General features: G+C 48.2%; 16 protein-coding genes. 15 read left to right on the top strand and 1 reads right to left on the bottom strand.

What is annotated here, in order from left to right:
* The first annotated feature begins 3 nt into the window (after positions 1–3).
* From GON05_RS08075 to GON05_RS08005, 15 genes are all read left to right on the top strand, one after another.
* On the top strand, positions 4–933 hold the full coding sequence (locus GON05_RS08075) for an ABC transporter permease (protein WP_157318634.1): 930 nt from the start codon (positions 4–6) through the stop codon (positions 931–933).
* 53 nt (positions 934–986) lie between these two features.
* Entirely contained in the window at positions 987–1,880 is an 894-nt protein-coding gene (locus tag GON05_RS08070) for an ABC transporter permease (RefSeq protein ID WP_157318633.1), read from the top strand.
* Positions 1,881–1,892: 12 nt separating this feature from the next.
* Positions 1,893–3,938 carry an ABC transporter ATP-binding protein gene (locus GON05_RS08065; RefSeq protein WP_157318632.1) on the top strand — a complete coding sequence of 682 codons (2,046 nt, stop codon included), beginning with the start codon at positions 1,893–1,895 and terminating at the stop codon, positions 3,936–3,938.
* Positions 3,939–4,124: 186 nt separating this feature from the next.
* On the top strand, positions 4,125–5,003 hold the full coding sequence (locus GON05_RS08060) for a LysR family transcriptional regulator (RefSeq protein ID WP_157318631.1): 879 nt from the start codon (positions 4,125–4,127) through the stop codon (positions 5,001–5,003).
* Between the two features lie 19 nt (positions 5,004–5,022).
* Complete coding sequence (locus GON05_RS08055; RefSeq protein WP_157318630.1) at positions 5,023–6,192, top strand: amidohydrolase; 1,170 nt, start codon at positions 5,023–5,025, stop codon at positions 6,190–6,192.
* 28 nt (positions 6,193–6,220) lie between these two features.
* On the top strand, positions 6,221–7,363 hold the full coding sequence (gene solA / locus GON05_RS08050; RefSeq protein WP_157318629.1) for an N-methyl-L-tryptophan oxidase: 1,143 nt from the start codon (positions 6,221–6,223) through the stop codon (positions 7,361–7,363).
* Positions 7,364–7,374: 11 nt separating this feature from the next.
* Positions 7,375–8,715: an LLM class flavin-dependent oxidoreductase gene (locus GON05_RS08045; protein WP_157318628.1), complete on the top strand. Its 1,341-nt coding sequence runs from the start codon at positions 7,375–7,377 to the stop codon at positions 8,713–8,715.
* A 161-nt stretch (positions 8,716–8,876) separates the two neighbouring features.
* Complete coding sequence (locus GON05_RS08040) at positions 8,877–9,848, top strand: oxidoreductase (protein ID WP_157318627.1); 972 nt, start codon at positions 8,877–8,879, stop codon at positions 9,846–9,848.
* Positions 9,849–9,887: 39 nt separating this feature from the next.
* Positions 9,888–10,268 carry a MerR family transcriptional regulator gene (locus tag GON05_RS08035; RefSeq protein ID WP_157318626.1) on the top strand — a complete coding sequence of 127 codons (381 nt, stop codon included), beginning with the start codon at positions 9,888–9,890 and terminating at the stop codon, positions 10,266–10,268.
* 436 nt (positions 10,269–10,704) lie between these two features.
* On the top strand, positions 10,705–12,828 hold the full coding sequence (locus tag GON05_RS08030; protein WP_157318625.1) for a pectate lyase family protein: 2,124 nt from the start codon (positions 10,705–10,707) through the stop codon (positions 12,826–12,828).
* 89 nt (positions 12,829–12,917) lie between these two features.
* Entirely contained in the window at positions 12,918–14,117 is a 1,200-nt protein-coding gene (locus GON05_RS08025; RefSeq protein WP_157318624.1) for a macrolide family glycosyltransferase, read from the top strand.
* A gap of 132 nt (positions 14,118–14,249) precedes the next feature.
* Positions 14,250–15,029 (top strand): SDR family oxidoreductase, encoded by a 780-nt coding sequence (locus GON05_RS08020; RefSeq protein ID WP_157318623.1) that lies wholly within the window; start codon positions 14,250–14,252, stop codon positions 15,027–15,029.
* Positions 15,030–15,203: 174 nt separating this feature from the next.
* Positions 15,204–16,058, top strand: coding sequence for an SDR family oxidoreductase (locus GON05_RS08015; protein WP_157318622.1), 855 nt, complete (start codon positions 15,204–15,206; stop codon positions 16,056–16,058).
* A 51-nt stretch (positions 16,059–16,109) separates the two neighbouring features.
* Positions 16,110–16,616: a hypothetical protein gene (locus GON05_RS08010; protein ID WP_157318621.1), complete on the top strand. Its 507-nt coding sequence runs from the start codon at positions 16,110–16,112 to the stop codon at positions 16,614–16,616.
* Positions 16,617–16,675: 59 nt separating this feature from the next.
* Positions 16,676–17,278, top strand: a complete 603-nt coding sequence (locus GON05_RS08005; RefSeq protein WP_157318620.1) for a DUF1003 domain-containing protein — start codon at positions 16,676–16,678, stop codon at positions 17,276–17,278.
* Positions 17,279–17,350: 72 nt separating this feature from the next.
* On the opposite strand, the gene GON05_RS08000 is transcribed toward GON05_RS08005, so the two are convergent.
* Positions 17,351–18,052 carry a GntR family transcriptional regulator gene (locus GON05_RS08000; protein WP_157318619.1) on the bottom strand — a complete coding sequence of 234 codons (702 nt, stop codon included), beginning with the start codon at positions 18,050–18,052 and terminating at the stop codon, positions 17,351–17,353.
* Positions 18,053–18,124 lie beyond the last annotated feature (72 nt).

Below are 18,124 nucleotides of genomic sequence, written 5' to 3'. Positions count from 1 at the left end.
CAGATGGTTAACGCAATCATCGTAAGATTCATCAGCTCTTTAGGCGTTATTGTGGGTTCTTCGGTTTTGGTGTTTTGTGTTCTGTATGTGCTGCCTGGCGATGTCGTGATGAACATCATTGATCCGAGTACGATGAGTCCTGAAGCGATTGCGAATTTACGCCATCAGCTTGGGGTAGATCGGCCGTTTTTGGAGCAGTTTACGACCTATTTCAGCCATGTACTGGTCGGAGATTTTGGTAAATCCCTGGTAAACTCAGAGCCTGTTCTGCCCAAAATCATGATGCATTTTCCGGCGACACTGGCACTAACAGCCGCAGCTTCGCTGGTCTCTGTTACAGTTGGGCTTGTACTGGGGGTCTTATCGGCGATTCATCGCAATAAACCCATTGATATTATCGCCAGAATTGTCGGGTTGTTCGGTATTTCCATGCCGACTTTCTGGTCAGGGATTTTGCTTATTCTCATCTTTTCCGTGTCTCTTGGTTGGCTGCCTGCGCTCGGCTCCAACGGCTGGCAAACGCTGGTTCTGCCGGCCGTGACTTTGGGCATGCTGGGAGCGGGTTTTATTGTTCGTATGGTGAGAAATGCCATGCTGGAAGTGCTTGGAGAAGCCTTCATTACAACGCTTCGCGCCAAGGGCTTGCTCGAGCGCTCGGTCATGTACCGTCATGCGCTGCGCAACGCCTTGATTCCTGCCGTTACAATGCTTGGGATTCTTCTTGGCGAGATGTTGGCCGGCACGGTTGTCATTGAGACGGTGTTCTCGCGTCAGGGCATTGGAAGAATTATTGCGGATGCCATTATGGCCAAGGATTTGCCGGTCGTGCAGGGGGTTATTTTATTCTCCGCGATGATTTACATCTTGGTGAATCTTCTCGTCGATATCTCCTATGCCTATATTGACCCACGGGTTAGACGTTTTCAAAATTAAGCTAATGCTTACGAAGTCAGTTTTCTAACGAAAACTTAAGGAGGATGCCCAGGATGAGGGAAGTAGTTAACGCGAAGCCCTTATGGCGGGTCAAACGAACCGGTCTGACCCTTCACCGTAAGAATCTGAATCTGAGCCCTTCACGTTTCATTTTATATGCGTCAACGGTTGTCGTTGTCTTTCTCATCATTTGCGCTGTTGTACCCGGGTGGATTGCACCTTATGTGCCGACCGACATGCAAGCGGATCAAATCTTGCTTCCTCCGGGTGGCGTCCATGTGTTAGGGACGGATTATTTTGGCCGGGATGTGTTCAGTCTTATTGTGTACGGCGCCAGGGAGTCTCTGTTTATCGGTTTTGCCTCTGTTATTGTAGGCGGGCTGCTGGGAGGGCTAATCGGCGCTTATGCGGGATATTTTGGAGGATGGACGGACCGTGTGCTGATGCGGCTTAACGATATCGTCATGACTGTTCCCAGCGTGTTGTTGGCGCTAGCGATTGCTGCGGCGCTTGGCCCTGGGCTTTGGAATATTGTTCTCGCTGTAGCATTAGCCGCAGTTCCTAACTATGCGCGTGTCATGCGGGGGCAGATCCTGAGTGTGAAAAATCGTCCGTTCATTACCGCTTCCCGATCCATCGGGGCGACACAGCTTTCCTTATTCATGAAGCATGTGCTGCCGAATTCGTTATCACCGCTGTTGGTTATGGCGGCTATAGGTGTGGGAACCTCGATTTTGACCGGATCCGGTCTCAGTTTTCTGGGGCTTGGCGTGCTCAAAGAAATACCGGATTGGGGCGCTCTGCTTTCCCAAGGCAGGGGTTATTTAACCGTAGCTTGGTGGATATGTACGTTTCCGGGATTGGCCATTACTTTGTTCGTATTGTCTATCAATGTCCTCGGCGATGAACTGCGCGATACGCTTGATCCCAAGAAACGGCCATCATAGGAGGGAACAGGGATGAGTGCATGGTTATCTGTAGATCAACTTGGCGTAGAATTTGCTGTAAACCGGAATGTGATGCAGGCTATCAGCGATATCAGTTTTTCCATTCAGCCGGGCGAGATTGTTTGTCTGGTCGGCGAATCCGGCAGTGGTAAGTCCGTTACTTCCAAAGCGATCATGCGCTTAATTGAACATGAGAACGGGTCGATTACGTCAGGCACGATCAAGCTTGGCGATGTCGATGTCACTTCGCTTTCGCAGCAAAAACTGCGTTCTTTGCGGGGGAAGAGAATTGCCATGGTTTTTCAAGAACCGATGGCGGCATTTGATCCTGTTTTTACGATTGGGAGCCAAATCATCGAGACAATGAGGCGCCATGATCGTCATATCACGGTCCGAGAGGCAGAGGACGAGGCTGTTCGGCTGCTTCAGCGAGTAGGCATTCCAGAGCCGAAGCTTCGACTTAAGCAGTATCCAGGCGAGCTGTCCGGAGGGATGCTCCAACGGGCCATGATCGCGATGGCTCTAAGCGGCAAACCGGAACTGCTGATCGCAGACGAGCCGACAACCGCTCTGGACGTCACGATACAGGCGCAGATTCTGCAGCTCCTGCAAGAGCTGAGGAGCGAGTTCAATATGTCCATCCTGCTGATCACCCACGATCTTGGGGTTGCAGCAGAGATGGCAGACCGAATCATTGTCATGTATGCCGGTCAAATCGTCGAGCAATCGACAGCCGTGGATCTATTCACTCAGCCACGGCATCCGTATACGTTAGGGTTATTACGCTCGATTACAACACTAGACAGTGATCGCGCTCAGCCGCTTTATGCCATCCCCGGTTCGATACCCGGTATGAACAATCTTCCAACGGGATGCCGTTTTCATCCTCGCTGCGCCTATGCGACAGAGTTGTGCGCCCGTGAGGCGCCGGCGTTGGAAGATCGAGACGGCCGTCAATCCGCTTGCTGGCATGCTGATCAGCTGCCGGAACTGCGAGATGCCCGGGTGCCTGAGCGGGTTTCTGAGCTTGAAGTTCGCGAGCGCTCTATGCGGATTGAAATGAGCTCGAAGCAGGATGCTGTACCGAAGGATGTACCGCTCATCGAGCTGCGCCATGTTACGAAACATTATCCCGTGAAGAGCTCTCTCCTTTCAAGGGAGCGGCGATGGATTCAAGCTGTCGATGATGTATCCTTCACGATTCGAAAAGGCGAAACATTCGGTCTGGTCGGCGAATCGGGCAGTGGCAAGTCGACGCTGGGGCGGATGCTGCTTCATTTGGAGAAGCCTACCTCCGGTACCGTCTTATTTGAAGATCAGGACTTGGGCGCATTGTCAGGCTCCAAATTACGCCAACAACGGAAGAATATGCAGATGATCTTCCAAGATCCGCATGGCTCCGTCGACCCCCGCTGGAAGGTAGGGGATATTATCGGCGAACCGTTCGCGGTTCATGGTGTGCGGAAGGGGAAGGAAAGAAGAGAATCCGTAGAGTCATTGCTGCACCTTGTGGGACTTGATGCAAGTGCTTATGACCGCTATCCGCATGAGTTCTCCGGCGGACAACGCCAGCGCATCGGCATTGCGAGAGCGATTGCTTTGGAGCCTAAATTCTTATTGGCGGACGAAGCGGTTTCGGCCCTTGATGTGTCTGTGCAAGCGCAGATTATTAATCTGCTGCAGCAACTGCGTAAGCAGCTTGACCTTACGATGCTGTTTATCGGCCATGGCCTGCATGTTGTCCGTTATGTCTCTGACCGTATCGGCGTCATGTATTTAGGCAAGCTGATTGAAATTGCGCCAAGCGAGCAATTGTTCCGCCATCCGGCACATCCCTACACAAGAGCGCTGGTGGCTTCCATCCCGGCTCCCGATCCGCTTCGGCAGCGCTCGTTCAAGGCCATTGAAGGGGAAATTCCGTCACCGGCCAGTCCCCCGTCAGGCTGCAGGTTCCGCACGAGGTGCCCTGCGGCGACGGCAAGATGTGCTGCGGAAGAACCGTTGTTTCGCGAAATAAGCCAAGAACATTACGTGGCCTGCCACGATCCATTGTTATAAATGTGTAAATTCCGATTGACATACTTGGTATTTATCGGTAAAGTATAGAATAATTCAATAGCTGTCAACCGGGCAGCCGGAGACCTGTGAAGCCTTGATCTGTATGTTTGTCAGATGAAGTGCTCGGAGGTCTTTTTGTGCTTGGATGCTGACTTATCTTATTCTATTTGATCTGGGGTACCGCGTATGAATATTGAAAACATTGAGGCATTTGTTTATGTGTATCACTACGGCAGTTTTAATAAAGTAGCGGAAGTTTTGTTCTTGTCGCAACCCTCGGTTACTGCCCGCATTCAATCGCTCGAACGCGAGCTGGACATTCGGCTGTTCGACCGGTTGGGCAAGCAAGTGCAGCTCACGGAGAAAGGCAGGCAGTTTTTGCCTTATGCCCAGCAGCTGCTGCAAGTGTATCAGAAAGGCAAGCAGCACATCCAGCGCCAGCGGACGGATCCGCAGGAGCTTCGATTGGGCTGCACCGTGTCTGCCTCCAACTATATGCTGCCGGAATTGCTGCCTAAGCTGAAACGTCAGTTTCCGGGACTTCAAATCAAATTAACAACAGCGGGGACCGACGAAATCATGTCTAAAGTTCTGAATAAAGAGTTGGATATCGGTTTCGTCCGGAATATTAGCCATCCTAATTTGCATTCGGTCAAATTTTACGAAGATCCAATCCGGTTATATGCTTATGCGGACCATCCGCTGGTAGGTCAAAAAGAGGTGCCTCTTGATTTGATCCTCGACCATCCCTTCGTGTTTTTCGAATGCGGATCGCTCGATTGGCTGCGAATTCACAGGCTGTTTCAAAGTTTGGATAAACCTCCGGCCATCGAAATCCAGACTGATAATGCAGAGACAGCCAAGAAGCTTGTTTTGAACAAGGCAGGCCTCTGTTTCCTCCCGGGTCTATGCGTCGAGAAGGAAGTGCGCGAGCAGCTTCTGCATCCCGTAGATTTAGCTGGGGTAGCGAGTGTCGCTCTGCAGACGAATTTGATCAGTTTGAATGGCGAGCAGTCGGAAATTTTGCAGTTTTTTCTGGCGAATCGAAGCGGGCACGAAAGATAAAAAATCAGGAGGAAACACCATGGCGGAAGTTAGCATCAACAAACCACATCTATTTCAACAAAAACTGGTGGATATCCGGCGTCACCTTCATCAGTTTCCGGAGCTGTCCCATGAGGAGTTCGAGACAACGGCGTTTATCCGAACGACGCTGGAGGCCGCCGATATCCGGATTGCCTCCGAATTCAATCTGGAAACGGGCTTGATTGCCGAGGTAGGCGGACTGCACGGGGGGCCAATCCTCGCGCTGCGTGCCGATATCGATGCGCTGCCGATTCAAGAGGAGACAGGACTCAGCTTCGCTTCTAAATATGGGGGCAAAATGCATGCCTGCGGCCATGATTTTCACACCGCCGCTTTAATAGGCGCAGCATTACTTCTAAAAGAGAGAGAACACGAGCTCGCTGGGAGCGTTCGGTTGGTCTTTCAACCGGCGGAAGAAAAAGCTGCGGGTGCTCAAAAGGTGATCAGAACCGGCGCGCTGAAAGGCGTTCGTGCGATCTACGGCATGCACAATAAGCCGGATCTCCCTGTAGGCACGATTGGTATTCGCTCGGGAGCGCTGATGGCTGCTGCTGACGGTTTTCTCGTCGAGCTGGAAGGCGTTGGCTCGCATGCTGCTATGCCAGAAGCTAGCGTAGATCCGGTCGTAGCGGCGGCTTATCTGGTCACGGCTCTCCAGTCAATTGTCAGCCGCAATGTAAGTCCCCTGGAGAGCGCGGTTGTCAGTGTAACGCGATTGCATACGGGGACCGCCTGGAACATCATACCGGAGAAAGCGATCTTGGACGGTACGGTGCGTACGTTCGACGCCGAGGTCCGCACCCGAGTTAAGCAGCGCTTCAGTGAGATTGTGACAGGCATCGCTTCGGCTTATGGGGTCAAAGCATCGCTGCGCTGGCTGCAGGGACCACCGTCCGTGCACAACGATGCAGCGCTTGCCGAAGCGGCTGGCAAGGTGGCTAAGCGGCTTGGTTTTGAGGTCACAACACCAACGCCTTCCCCGGCCGGTGAAGATTTTGCTTTTTACCAGCAGGATATACCGGGATTTTTTGCCTTTATGGGAACTTCCGGACCTCAGGAATGGCACCATCCTGCTTTTGATATCGATGAACGGGCTTTGTCCGTTTCGGCCTTGTTTTTTACCGAATTGGCAGTCGATGAGCTGAACCGGTTCGCCGCGGAGGGGTAGGCCCTGGAGGCCTTGGAGGAGGTCAGGCATGAAAAATTCGTTTGAAGTGATCGTTGTCGGAGCCGGATCCATGGGCATGAGCGCAGGATATTATCTGGCCAGGCGGGGTGTTCGCACCTTGATGATCGATTCGTATGATCCCCCGCACGAAAATGGAAGCCATCATGGAGAGCCGAGGTTAATCCGCCATGCCTATAGCGGGGGGAAGTCCTATATCAATTTGGCGTTGGACGCCGACCGCTTATGGAGGGAACTCGAGGATGCCAGCGGGCAAAAGCTGCTTGCTCGCTCCGGTGTGCTCAATATGGCCGATCGATCATTCGGCAAATTCATCCCCAGATTAGCTGGCTGCGCAGAGGCAGGCGTTCAAGTGGAAATGCTGGATGCGGCAGAGGTTCACCGGCGCTATGCAGGCATTACTCTGCCTGAATCTTATGAAGCGATGTATGAACCGAATGCCGGATATTTATTCAGCGAGCAGTGTATTGCCGCTTATCGCAAGTTGGCTTTGGCCGAAGGCGCCATGCTGCTGCCCTATAATCCGGTTCAGCATATTCAGGCGGATGGCGCAGGTGTCCGTGTACGTACACGGGCCGGGGAATTTTCAGCGGATCAATTGATTATAACCGCCGGGGCCTGGTTCAAGCATTTAGAACCATTCGTGACATTGCCGATTCGGGCTGTTCGCAAAACGGTGGGGTGGTTTCGAACGGAGCCACATGTTTACGACGCAGGCATTTTTCCGGGATTTACGCTCGAAACGCAAGAGGGAGGTTATTACGGCTTTCCGAACATTAACGGCGCGGGTATCAAAATCGGCCGCCATGACGGGGGATTACCTTGGTCTCCGGGGGAACAGGCTGCGCCATTTGGTCATCTTGAAGAGGACGAAAGCGATTTGCGCCGCACTTTATCCGCTTTCCTGCCGCAGTCAGCAGGGGAGCTGCTGCAAAGTGCAGTCTGCAAATACGAGTTAACTCCTGATGAGCATTTCATCATTGACCGACATCCGCTTTATGCCAATGTTTATCTGGCAGGAGGGTTTTCAGGGCATGGGTTCAAATTTGCCAGTGCGGTCGGTTCGCTGCTCGCTGATCTTGTTCAACAAGTGCCAACCACCGTGGATCTGAGTACTTTTTCACTGTCACGTTTTAATCACATTAAATCTTAGGAGGAAGAGACATGAGCAAGAAAAAAATAAAGTTAGGTGCCATTCTTCACGGTGTTGGAGGAAATATATCGGGATGGAGACACCCGGATGCCATTACAGATGCCAGTGTGAATTTTGAACTCTATAAAAAATGGACGCTGAAAGCGGAAGAAGGCAAGTTTGACTTCGTCTTCATTGCAGACGGTTTGTATATTACGGAGAAATCCATTCCTCATTTTCTAAATCGGTTTGAACCCATTACTATTCTGAGCGCTTTGGCCGGCATTAGCTCCAAAATTGGTCTAGTTGGGACATTGTCAACCTCTTACAGTGAACCTTTTACAGTTGCCCGGCAATTCGGCTCCCTGGATGTGATTAGCGGCGGCAGAGCGGGCTGGAATGTTGTGACGTCTCCCTTGGAAGGTTCTGCGCTTAACTATGGCAAGCGGGAAGACCAGCATCCGGCTCACGCCGAGCGGTATCGGATTGCAAATGAGTATTTGGAAGTCACAACGGGACTATGGGATTCCTGGGAAGATGATGCTTTTGTGAGAGACAAAGAAAAAGGCGTATTCTTCGATCCATCGAAGTTGCACACTTTGAATCATAAGGGCGAGTTTTTCTCCGTCAAAGGTCCGCTTAATGTCGCACGCTCCAAGCAAGGGCAGCCGGTTATTTTCCAAGCGGGTGCATCGGAAGACGGTAAGAATTTCGCTGCGAAAGTGGCAAATGCTATTTTCACGGGTCAGGAGACTTTGGAGGATGCCCAAAAGTATTATGCGGATGTAAAAGGACGTGCGAAAGCGTTGGGTCGCAATCCCGATGAAATCGTCATTCTTCCGGGCATAGGGCCAATCGTGGGCCGAACTCAGGAAGAAGCGGAGCGTAAATATCAGGAAATTGCCAGTCTCACGTCAATTGACAAAGCACTTGATTTTCTCGGCCGCTTCTACGAGCATCACGATTTCTCGCAATATCCGCTGGATGAGCCGTTCCCGGAGCTTGGCGATCTTGGCCGCAATAGCTTCCAGAGCGCAACGGACAAAATGAAAGCATGGGCGAAAGCTGAAGGATTAACGCTTCGCCAGGTTGCCCTTCAAGTGGCCACGCCTAAGCCAACCTTCCTGGGAACGCCGGAGGTTATCGCTGATAAACTGCAGGCATGGTTTGAAGAAGGCGGAGCCGATGGCTTCATTGTGGGCAGCTCCACACCTCAAGGTCTCGAGGACTTCGTTGAGCTTGTCGTCCCCATTCTGCAGGAACGCGGTTTGTTCCGCGAGGAGTATGAAGCGGATACGCTAAGGGGCAACCTAGGGTTACCGATACCGGAAAACCGCTATACGAAACATAATCAGACCGCTGTGCGTAGCTGATTTGAATAAGCAAGGACAAACCGGGACTCTTAGGGGTTCCGGTTTGTTGTTGTTAGAGCAGGGCATCCGGGTAGAAATCCGCTTGCGCTGGAGTTTACTCCATGCTTTACAATGCAAAGGTGGTACAAGAAGCACGAATGAGTTTAGGGAGGAAGATGAACATGACTACTGAAAATAAAGATCAAGTGACACCTCAACAACCGATCCATTCTGGATTTGGCGCGCAATCAACAGCCCGGGAGGTATTGGAAGGACGAGATCTAGGCGGGAAGATCGCCATCGTGACCGGCGGGTACTCAGGCGTCGGACTTGAAACTACCCGCGCGCTAGCTGAAGCGGGTGCGACCGTCATTGTTCCGGCACGTACTCCGGAGAAAGCTCGCGTATCCGTTGCCGGCATCCCTCGGGTTGAACTGGCGGAGTTGGATTTGATAGATCCTGCATCGATAGACGCGTTTGCCCAGCAGTTTCTGGACTCTGGCCGTCCGCTGGATATTCTGATCAACAACGCAGGTATCATGGCTCCTCCATATGTGCTTGACAAACGCGGCTACGAATCCCAATTCGCAACCAACCATTTGGGGCATTTTCAGCTGTCGCTGCGACTTTGGCCGGCCTTGAAACAGGCGGGAAGCGCGCGGGTCGTCTCCGTTTCTTCAACCGGTGTTCGCTTCGGAGGCGTTAATTTTGACGATATTCATTTCAAGGGGCAAGAGTACGATAAATGGAAAGCATACGGCCAGTCCAAGTCGGCGAATGCGCTTTTTGCCGTTGCGCTGGACAAGCGGGGGAAGGCCTACGGAGTTCGTGCTTTCTCTGTGCATCCCGGCAGAATCATGACGGATTTGGTTCGGTTTATGTCAGACGAGGAGAAGGTCGCTGCAAATGGGGTATTCAAAACGGCCGAGCAAGGAGCCGCTACGAGTGTATGGTGTGCGACTAGTACACAACTGAACGGGAAAGGCGGCGTCTATTGCCTGGATGTCGATATCGCCGAAGTTGTTCCGGCCAACGCTCCGCAAGGGCTGAGCCAAGTCATCGAAGGCGTATTTCCTTGGGCGATCGATCCGGATTTGGCCGAGCGGCTATGGCAGGTTAGTGAGGAGATGACCCATATTAAGTTCATGGCCTGAGCTTAGGGGGCATGCAATGATTTGGAAAGAAGGAGAAGAATGGAGCCAACTTTTTCAATTGCTGACATCTCCGATAAGACCGGACTCAGTTATGATACGATTCGTTATTATGAGAAAATTGGATTAATGCCTACGATTAAACGTGGTAAAACCGGGCAGAGGGAATATGATCAGGAAGATTTGAGCCGAATTATTTTCGTGACGAAGCTAAAAAGAACTAACATGCCCCTTAAGGAAATTGAAAGGTATATGACCCTGGCAGCCAATCATGAATATGAGAGTTGCCACCACATACTCAAGGAGCATCAACGCAAGATTGAGGCGCAGATTAATGAAATGCAAGAAGCTCTGTCTGTCATGAATTTTAAGCTTACGCATTATGAGGATCTCATAGAGCATCATTCCAAGCCTCGTGGATAGATAAAATTACTTAGTAGATTCCGCCGATTACTCCTGTTATTTTACGCGTCCGATCCACTTTTGCAGAGCTAACTGGACTTTCTACCGCTAATTTCAGCAAATCCGTCGATTTTCGACCGTCAGCAACGATTTAGATGGAGTTTCTCCAGCTATCTCTTTCCTTGCACCGGATTTGCTTCGATTAGCGGTAGTTTTTCCATTTTTAAGGGAGCACCCGTGTATCCAGAGTCAGGAAGTATCATTAACACTCACAATAATCATTAGCTCAGATTAACGGGTGATATGATCAAATGATTGTTTCGGAACCTCATTCATAACTGATAAGCTGTGGAGGTTCCAAAATAATCCAAATAAGTTCGAGTATGTGAGGGGGGATAGAGCTAATTGTAAGCGATTGCAAGCGTGCTTCATACATTTCATCGCGGGAGGAATTCATTTGAGAAAAAGTGTTGCGAAGGTATCGAATTACGTTCTATTGTTTGCTCTTGTAATCTCTCTAATCGGAACCGGATTAGTAACGAAGGTAGCGCAAGCCTCCAGTATTTCGATCACGAATAGCGGAGGGTGGAATGAGACGGCTTTCGTTGAATGGTCACCTGTAAGCAATGCTCAAGGATATAATGTGTTTGTTAAGCCGGCAGCTGCAGCAGATTCGCAATATAAACAAATTGATACGCAACTAATCCGTAAGTACGCTGCTTATTGGCGAGCTGATGCGGTAGGGCTTGCAGCTGGAAATTATATCATGAAAGTGGAAGTCGTCCTGTCAGATGGTTCCAAAGAAAGCATTGTTTCAAATGCGATATCCGTAGCGCCGCACGACAGATCCGGTTTTGCTTTTGCAAATAACTCTCCGTTTGGTACGGGTTCAGGTGCTTATAATGAGGATGGTACACTTAAGAATGGTGCTCAAGTTCTGTATGTCACATCTACAACTGCGAAAACGGTAACCCTTGGTGTGAAAATCAATAGCGCTGGCGATTTACAAACAGGTGTTGGACTAGGTTCAATTCTGGCCCTCAGACAAAAAGGCTATGATAAAACACCGCTCGCAATCCGATTTATTGGAAAAGTTACAGCCGCTGACATGAGTGGACAACTAAACAGCAGTGGATTCCTTGAAGTAAAAGGGAAATCCAATTATTCCGAAATGAACATCACATTAGAAGGTATCGGAAAAGATGCCTATGCGTATGGATGGGGAATGCTGCTTAGATACGTCGGCAATGTAGAAGTTAGAAACCTAGGCATCATGTTATTCCCTGACGATGGTCTTTCACTTGATACAGGTAATGCCAATGTATGGCTGCATAATAATGATATTTTCTATGGAACAGCAGGTGGAGACGCTGACCAGGCAAAAGGCGATGGCTCCACGGATCTGAAAAAAGGAACAACGTATATTACAGTCGCTTATAATCATTACTGGGATTCTGGCAAAGCTGCTCTTGTCGGTTTGAGTGAGTCGTCCGAGTTTTTTGTAACCTTCCACCATAACTGGTTTGATCATTCAGACTCTCGCCATCCGCGGATCAGAACGGGAACGATTCATATTTACAATAACTTTTTTGACGGCGTCTCCAAATACGGTGTTGGCGCTACAACAGGCAGCTCTGCATTTGTAGAATCCAATTATTTTAGGCATACCAAAAATCCAATGCTCATTTCCTTACAAGGAACGGATATGCATGATGGGGAAGGCACATTCTCCGGGGAACCTGGAGGTATGATTAAAGCCTACAACAACCTTATCCTTGATCCTGGCAGTATCATTTATGCGAATTCCGATAGTGGAACAGCCCCGGCAAGTGCTACACAATTCGATGCTTACTTAGCTTCAACAAGAAATCAAACCGTTCCAAACACCTTCAAAACAGTATCAGGCGGTACAGCTTATAATAATTTTGATACTACAATTGATACGGGTGTGATTGCCTCTAACATTGATGCTGTAGGCGCTGTTGAGCAAGTTGTTACGACAGAAGCCGGCCGCCTTGGTAGTGGAGATTTTACATGGGAGTTCAATGATTCCGTTGATGACACGTCCTCTATCCTGAATACAGCACTGATGTCTAAAATACAAAGTTATACGACCCAGCTGGTGTCTGTGGGCGGTAATTCAACAGATTCAACACCGACGCCAACACCAACACCACCAACGGCAACACCAACACCTACGCCTCCGACATCAACGCCAACACCGCCGGTACAAACACCACCGCCTGCATCGACAATTGTCCATAACTTCACGACAGATGGAAAAACAAGCAGCTTTTTCAATATCCAAGGAAACCTCTCCACTTCCAAGGGAACCGTGGTATATAACGGCTTAACATTAACGCAATGTTTAAAAATGGAGTCTGCCACGAGTATTGGGTTTACTTCAACAACAGCTGCAACATTGACATTAGTTTTTAATACGGCAGACGGAACAAAAATCAAAATAGACGGAACAAGCTATGCGATTGCAAATGGCACTGTCAGCGTATCGCTTGCGCCTGGCGCACATACCATTACTAAGGAAGACGTTACGAATCTTTATTACATGAAGCTAGAATAGAAATAGATAACTGCACTCTCGTTCAGGAACTATGATCCCGTCATAGTTCCTTTTTTTTGTGGTAAAATATAGGTTAAGGAGTGATGGAAATGGCGCGTGTGTTATTTATTAATGGCGGCTCAGAGGGACATATCAATCCAACTATTGGCGTGGTGCAGGAACTGATTTCTCGTGGGGAAGAGGTTGTGTATTTTTGTATCGAGGCTTATCGGGAGCGCATAGAAAAGACGGGAGCTTCCGTACGAACATTTGACGATCAGAAATTTATCAAAGCTTTTATCTCCGGCGGGCGAGATTATTTGCTTGAGAGAATCAACGGTCTTTTGCTTACGGCAGATATTGTGATTCCTAGTGTTCTTGAGCAGATTGAAAATGAGCATTTTGATTACATCATTCATGATTCGATGTTTGGTTGCGGCCATTTGCTTGCGCAAATTCTTAAGCTTCCTGCAATCAACTCTTGTACTTCTTTTGCACAGACGAAAGGTTCATTTGATCAATTAGTGGAACAAATTTCTACGAGAATCCCTACAGAAACACTTAAATCCATAGATGATAAGTTTCAAAGCTTAACGTCAAAATTGAAGGAACAATATGCGGTGGAGATCCCTTCACGTTATGAAGTGTTTTGTAATCCTGCGCCTCTTACAATCGTTTATACAACCAGGGAGTTTCAGCCTAATGGCGCAGCGTTTGACCCTACTTTTAAATTTGTAGGTCCGTCGATCGCTTCGCGGGTGACGCAAGAGAACTTTGACCTTGCAGCAATTGTAGGGAAGGAACCCATTTACATTTCACTGGGGACTGTTTTTAACCAAGCCATAGATTTCTATAAGCTTTGTTTTGAGGCATTTGGGAACACGGATCATACGGTTGTCATGTCTATTGGGAATAGAGCGCAAATGGCTGATTTAGGGGAGATCCCTCCAAATTTCATCGTGAAAAATTATGTTCCACAAACACAGTTGCTGCCCTATACCAAATTATTTATTACACATGGTGGAATGAATAGTGCCCATGAAGGTCTCTATTACGGGGTTCCGCTAATTGTCATCCCACAAAGCGCCGATCAGCCGATGGTTGCCGCGCAAGTCGCCTCTATCGGGGCAGGCATGCAATTGCAAATGCAAAGCTTGACAGCAAATCAACTGCGGGAAGCCGTTGACCATGTGTTAAGCGAACCCTCTTACAAGATTGCTGTAGCAAATACGAGGGAATCCCTTCGGCAATCAGGGGGGTACCGGCAAGCTGTTGACGAGATTTTTAAGTATAGAAGTCACAATGAATAATCGAGGAACGTTAGTAAAATATCAAACCGGAGGCTGCCGCGTGCAGCCTCTTACACGCGGAGCGAGTGAAATAGACTATTTAAATTTTCTTCAGAATAGGATAGTAAAAAATGAAAGGAAGGTCGAGATCGCATGAAAATGAGCGGGAATACGGTACTTATCACAGGAGGGTCATCCGGCATTGGCTTCGAATTTGCCGTGCAGCTGATGAAGCAGGGGAATACCGTCATCATAACGGGGCGGGATCAAGCGAGGCTGGATGCAGCGAAGATAAAGCTGCCAACGGTACATACGATACAAAGTGATGCTGGGGATCCTAAGGCAATTGCAGCTTTGTTTGAAACGGTTGTGAAGCAATTTCCCGAGCTTAATGTGCTAATCAACAACGCAGGATTCATGCGCAGGCTTAATCTACATGATCAGGATGTTGATCTGGAGGATCTAAACCGCGAGATCGAGACGAATTTGAGCGGTCCGATCCGGATGGTGAAGCAATTTCTTTCGCATTTGAAAATGCAAGAGTCGGCTGCGATCCTGAACGTATCGTCGGGCCTCGCCTTCGTCCCGCTGCCGATTTCTCCGGTGTATTGCGCAGCCAAAGCAGGAATTCACTCCTTTACTCAGTCGCTGAGAGTACAGCTCAAAAATACAAGGGTAAAGGTGTTCGAACTAGCGCCTCCTTTGACGGATACTCCGCTCGTAGACTCGTTCGACCCGGCGGATCTGGCGGGATCGAAAGCGATGAATGTCTCCACCATGGTGGGGGCCGCTATTCGCGGGATGGAGCAGGATAACTTCGAAATCCGCCCTGGGCAAAGCAACGCTTTGAAGCTTATGAATCGAATCGCGCCGAAGTTTATATTCAGCCAGCTCAGCAAATCGGCGGACAAGATGCTAAGTGAGATGGACTAAAAGAGAAATTCATTATCATACAGGGCAAATTGTGTACATAGCCAAGCTGAGAAAAGGACGCATCGTGTGGCAGTAAAGTTTAATTATAAGGATTAACTCACTTGTGGATCGCTTCGGCAAAAGCTATTTTAAAAGTATAGCTCGCCACGAACGAATAGAGAGGAAGATCGGTTGATGAAGATTATTGTCACAGGAGCGACAGGTCAGCTGGGCAATCTCGTTATACAGCATCTGCTTAAAAAAGTACCTGCAAGTCATATTATCGCGGTTGTTCGCAACCTGGAAAAAGCGGCTGCTCTTGCAGCTCTTGGCATTGAAGTTCGCCTGGCGGACTATAATGTCCCTGAATCTCTGCAAAATGCTTTTAGACTTGGAACGAAGCTGCTGTTCATTTCAAGTTCAGAATCCGATGATACGCTGCGCGTCGTTCAACATGCCAATGTCGTGAAAGCAGCCAGAGATCAAAAAATACAACATATTGCGTATACAAGCTTCGCTTTTGCTGAAGACAATCCATTTGCTCGTGTTCATCTCGCTACGGAGAATGCGATTCATACGACTCGGATTCCTTACACTTTTTTGCGTAACGGAGGGTATACGGAATTTTTTATTAACGCGTCACTTAAAACCTATATAAAGAGCGGTACCATTTTCACTAATACCAATAATGGCAAAATAAATTCGGTTAGTCGCATTGATTTGGCTTTGGCTGCAGCAACCGTTCTGACAGAGGAAGGCCATGAAAATAAGTCATATAACCTCGTGTCCAACACTCCGTGGAGTTTTGATGATTTGGCTGACATCCTTTCAGACATATCTGGTAAAAGCGTGACTCATCAGTCCGTGTCTTATGAAGAGGAGAAGAGCTTGCTTGTTCAGGCCGGGCTACCGAAATCTTTTGCGGAAACAACGGCTTTTATTTATCGTACCATTGCAGAAGGACAAATGGAGCGAACGACCGATGATCTGCAACAGTTGATTGGGGGTCAGACGCCTATTAAGGAACTTGTTGAAAAAGCTTTGCAGTAGCATAACCCAATTAACACGGAGGGGAAAATTGCAACTATTCAAAACCATTTTATGCTTATTCTAATCGGTATGAGTGTTTCTGGATGTAAAAGCAAGACAGTAGAAGAAGCATTTTATAAAAATCATAAAAAAGAAAGTCGCGAAATCGTTTATCGAGGCTCAGTTGCGGAGAAGCCCTTTATTCTCTACAGGGCTCTTTTTGATAATGGTAATGAGGGCATTGGTTTGGCTGTTTTTGATGGCAGTGATGATGAAGGTTGGAATCTTAACAGTAGTAACGCCATGTCTGATGGAAGTAAATTTCTAGTAGATGCACAAGGAATCAATTTTAAAGATAATGTTAGAAGATATTTCATTTACGGTTACATCGATGATCCCGAAATTAGTAAGATAGATATCATAGATAAGTACAATCAAGTGATAACGGGAACGATCATTCAAACGAACTGGAAGAGAGTATTTTACAGTTTAGTTGAAATGAATGAATTAAGATTAACAGCGTATGACAAGAACAATAGGATTCTCACGGGAATTCCTCGAATAACAACCCACGATTAGGTTAAAAATAAATTTGGTGGAATCATGCACTAATCGTGTACAAGGATGGAATTCGAGAAATGAACAAAAAGAATATGGAAAACGATGACTTTTTTGATGAGGCTTCTGTCATTCAGGGGTTCGATATTGAGCTTAGTGAATCGAACGCGCTGCGTATAGACAGATTGGTTGACGAGTATGAAAAAAGCATTCTAAATCGGGTGGATGAAGAGTACTCGGAAAATACAACGATCTCCGACCGGCTTGCCGACAGCATTGCCAAGTTTGGTGGTAGCTGGACTTTCATCGGTTGCTTTGGTGCAGTGCTGGTCGTATGGATGATTTGGAATACGCTTCCTTTCATCAAACCTCTTCACTTTGACGAGCCTCCCTTTATCCTGTTGAACCTGTGCTTATCTTTTCTTGCAGCTTTTCAAGCGCCTATTATTATGATGAGCCAGAATCGACAAAGTGCCAGAGATAAACACGAGTCGGTTATCGATTTCGCCATTAATTATAAAGCAGAGCAGGAAATTGATGATATTCAAAAACATCTGCACCGTATGGAGGAAGATGATTTAAATACGTTAGAACAGTTTAATGGCGAGTTGTTGGAGATTAAAAAGCTTCTTGCCTCAATTGAATCTAGACTTTCTAGACTTGATATAAAGACAGAAGAATGAATCTGCCGCTAAATTGCAGCGATATTATGAAAAAGCGTAAGGGACGCACCATGTCCTTTACGCTTTTTGGCGTTATATGCGGCCTAACCGGACCATACGTTCACGGTTATAGTCATGAGAAGCTTTGATAATTCGACGCATTTCCGTCCAATCCTTGGCGGCAATGGCGTCATAGAGCGCTTGATTCACACGATTGCCGGAATAGTGTGGTTCATGCGGCGTGATTTTAAAATTAATGGTCGCATAGAGCACGATTTTATCTATATAAAGCTCCATCATCTTGAGCATGGCGCTATTGTTCAGAATGCTGATGAAATTATACGCAAATTGCAACGTGTATTTGACATAGAGGTAGTAAGCACCTTGCTCTGTCGCTTCCAATTGCAGATCGAGGCATTCCTTGAGCTTCTTGAGGTCCGGCACCTCGCCGTGAGTTTCAATATGCTCCAAGGCCAGCTGCTGAAACGCATACAGAATCTCCATGATATCCATGGCTTCTTTCAGGGAGGGCTCCTTGACTAGGACGCCGCGCTTCTTCAGAGAAACGACCAGTCCGTCGTGTTCCAGTTGGGTAATCGCGCTGCGCACCGGCGTTCGGCTCATGTTGAGGGAATCGGCCAGTTCATTTTCAGATAAGAGCGTGCCGGGCATGAACTCTCCCAGCATGATTTGTCTATGAATATAATCATAGGCAGTTTGAATCAAGGATACGGAAGCCATATGCTTGCTAGTCCTCTCGCACGATGTTTTGGGGTGGACCCGCGTGTCTACCATGTATCATATGCGATGAAAAGAAGATTCCGCAAGTAAAGGTTTCTTTACAAGATGACATTTCAGCTTCAAAAA

It is taken from the genome of Paenibacillus anseongensis, assembly GCF_009757995.1.
GTDB classification, from domain to species: Bacteria; Bacillota; Bacilli; order Paenibacillales; family NBRC-103111; genus Paenibacillus_E; species Paenibacillus_E chondroitinus.
Note: the sequence above shows the minus strand (reverse complement) of the source record. Positions and strands in the feature narration are given on the sequence as shown.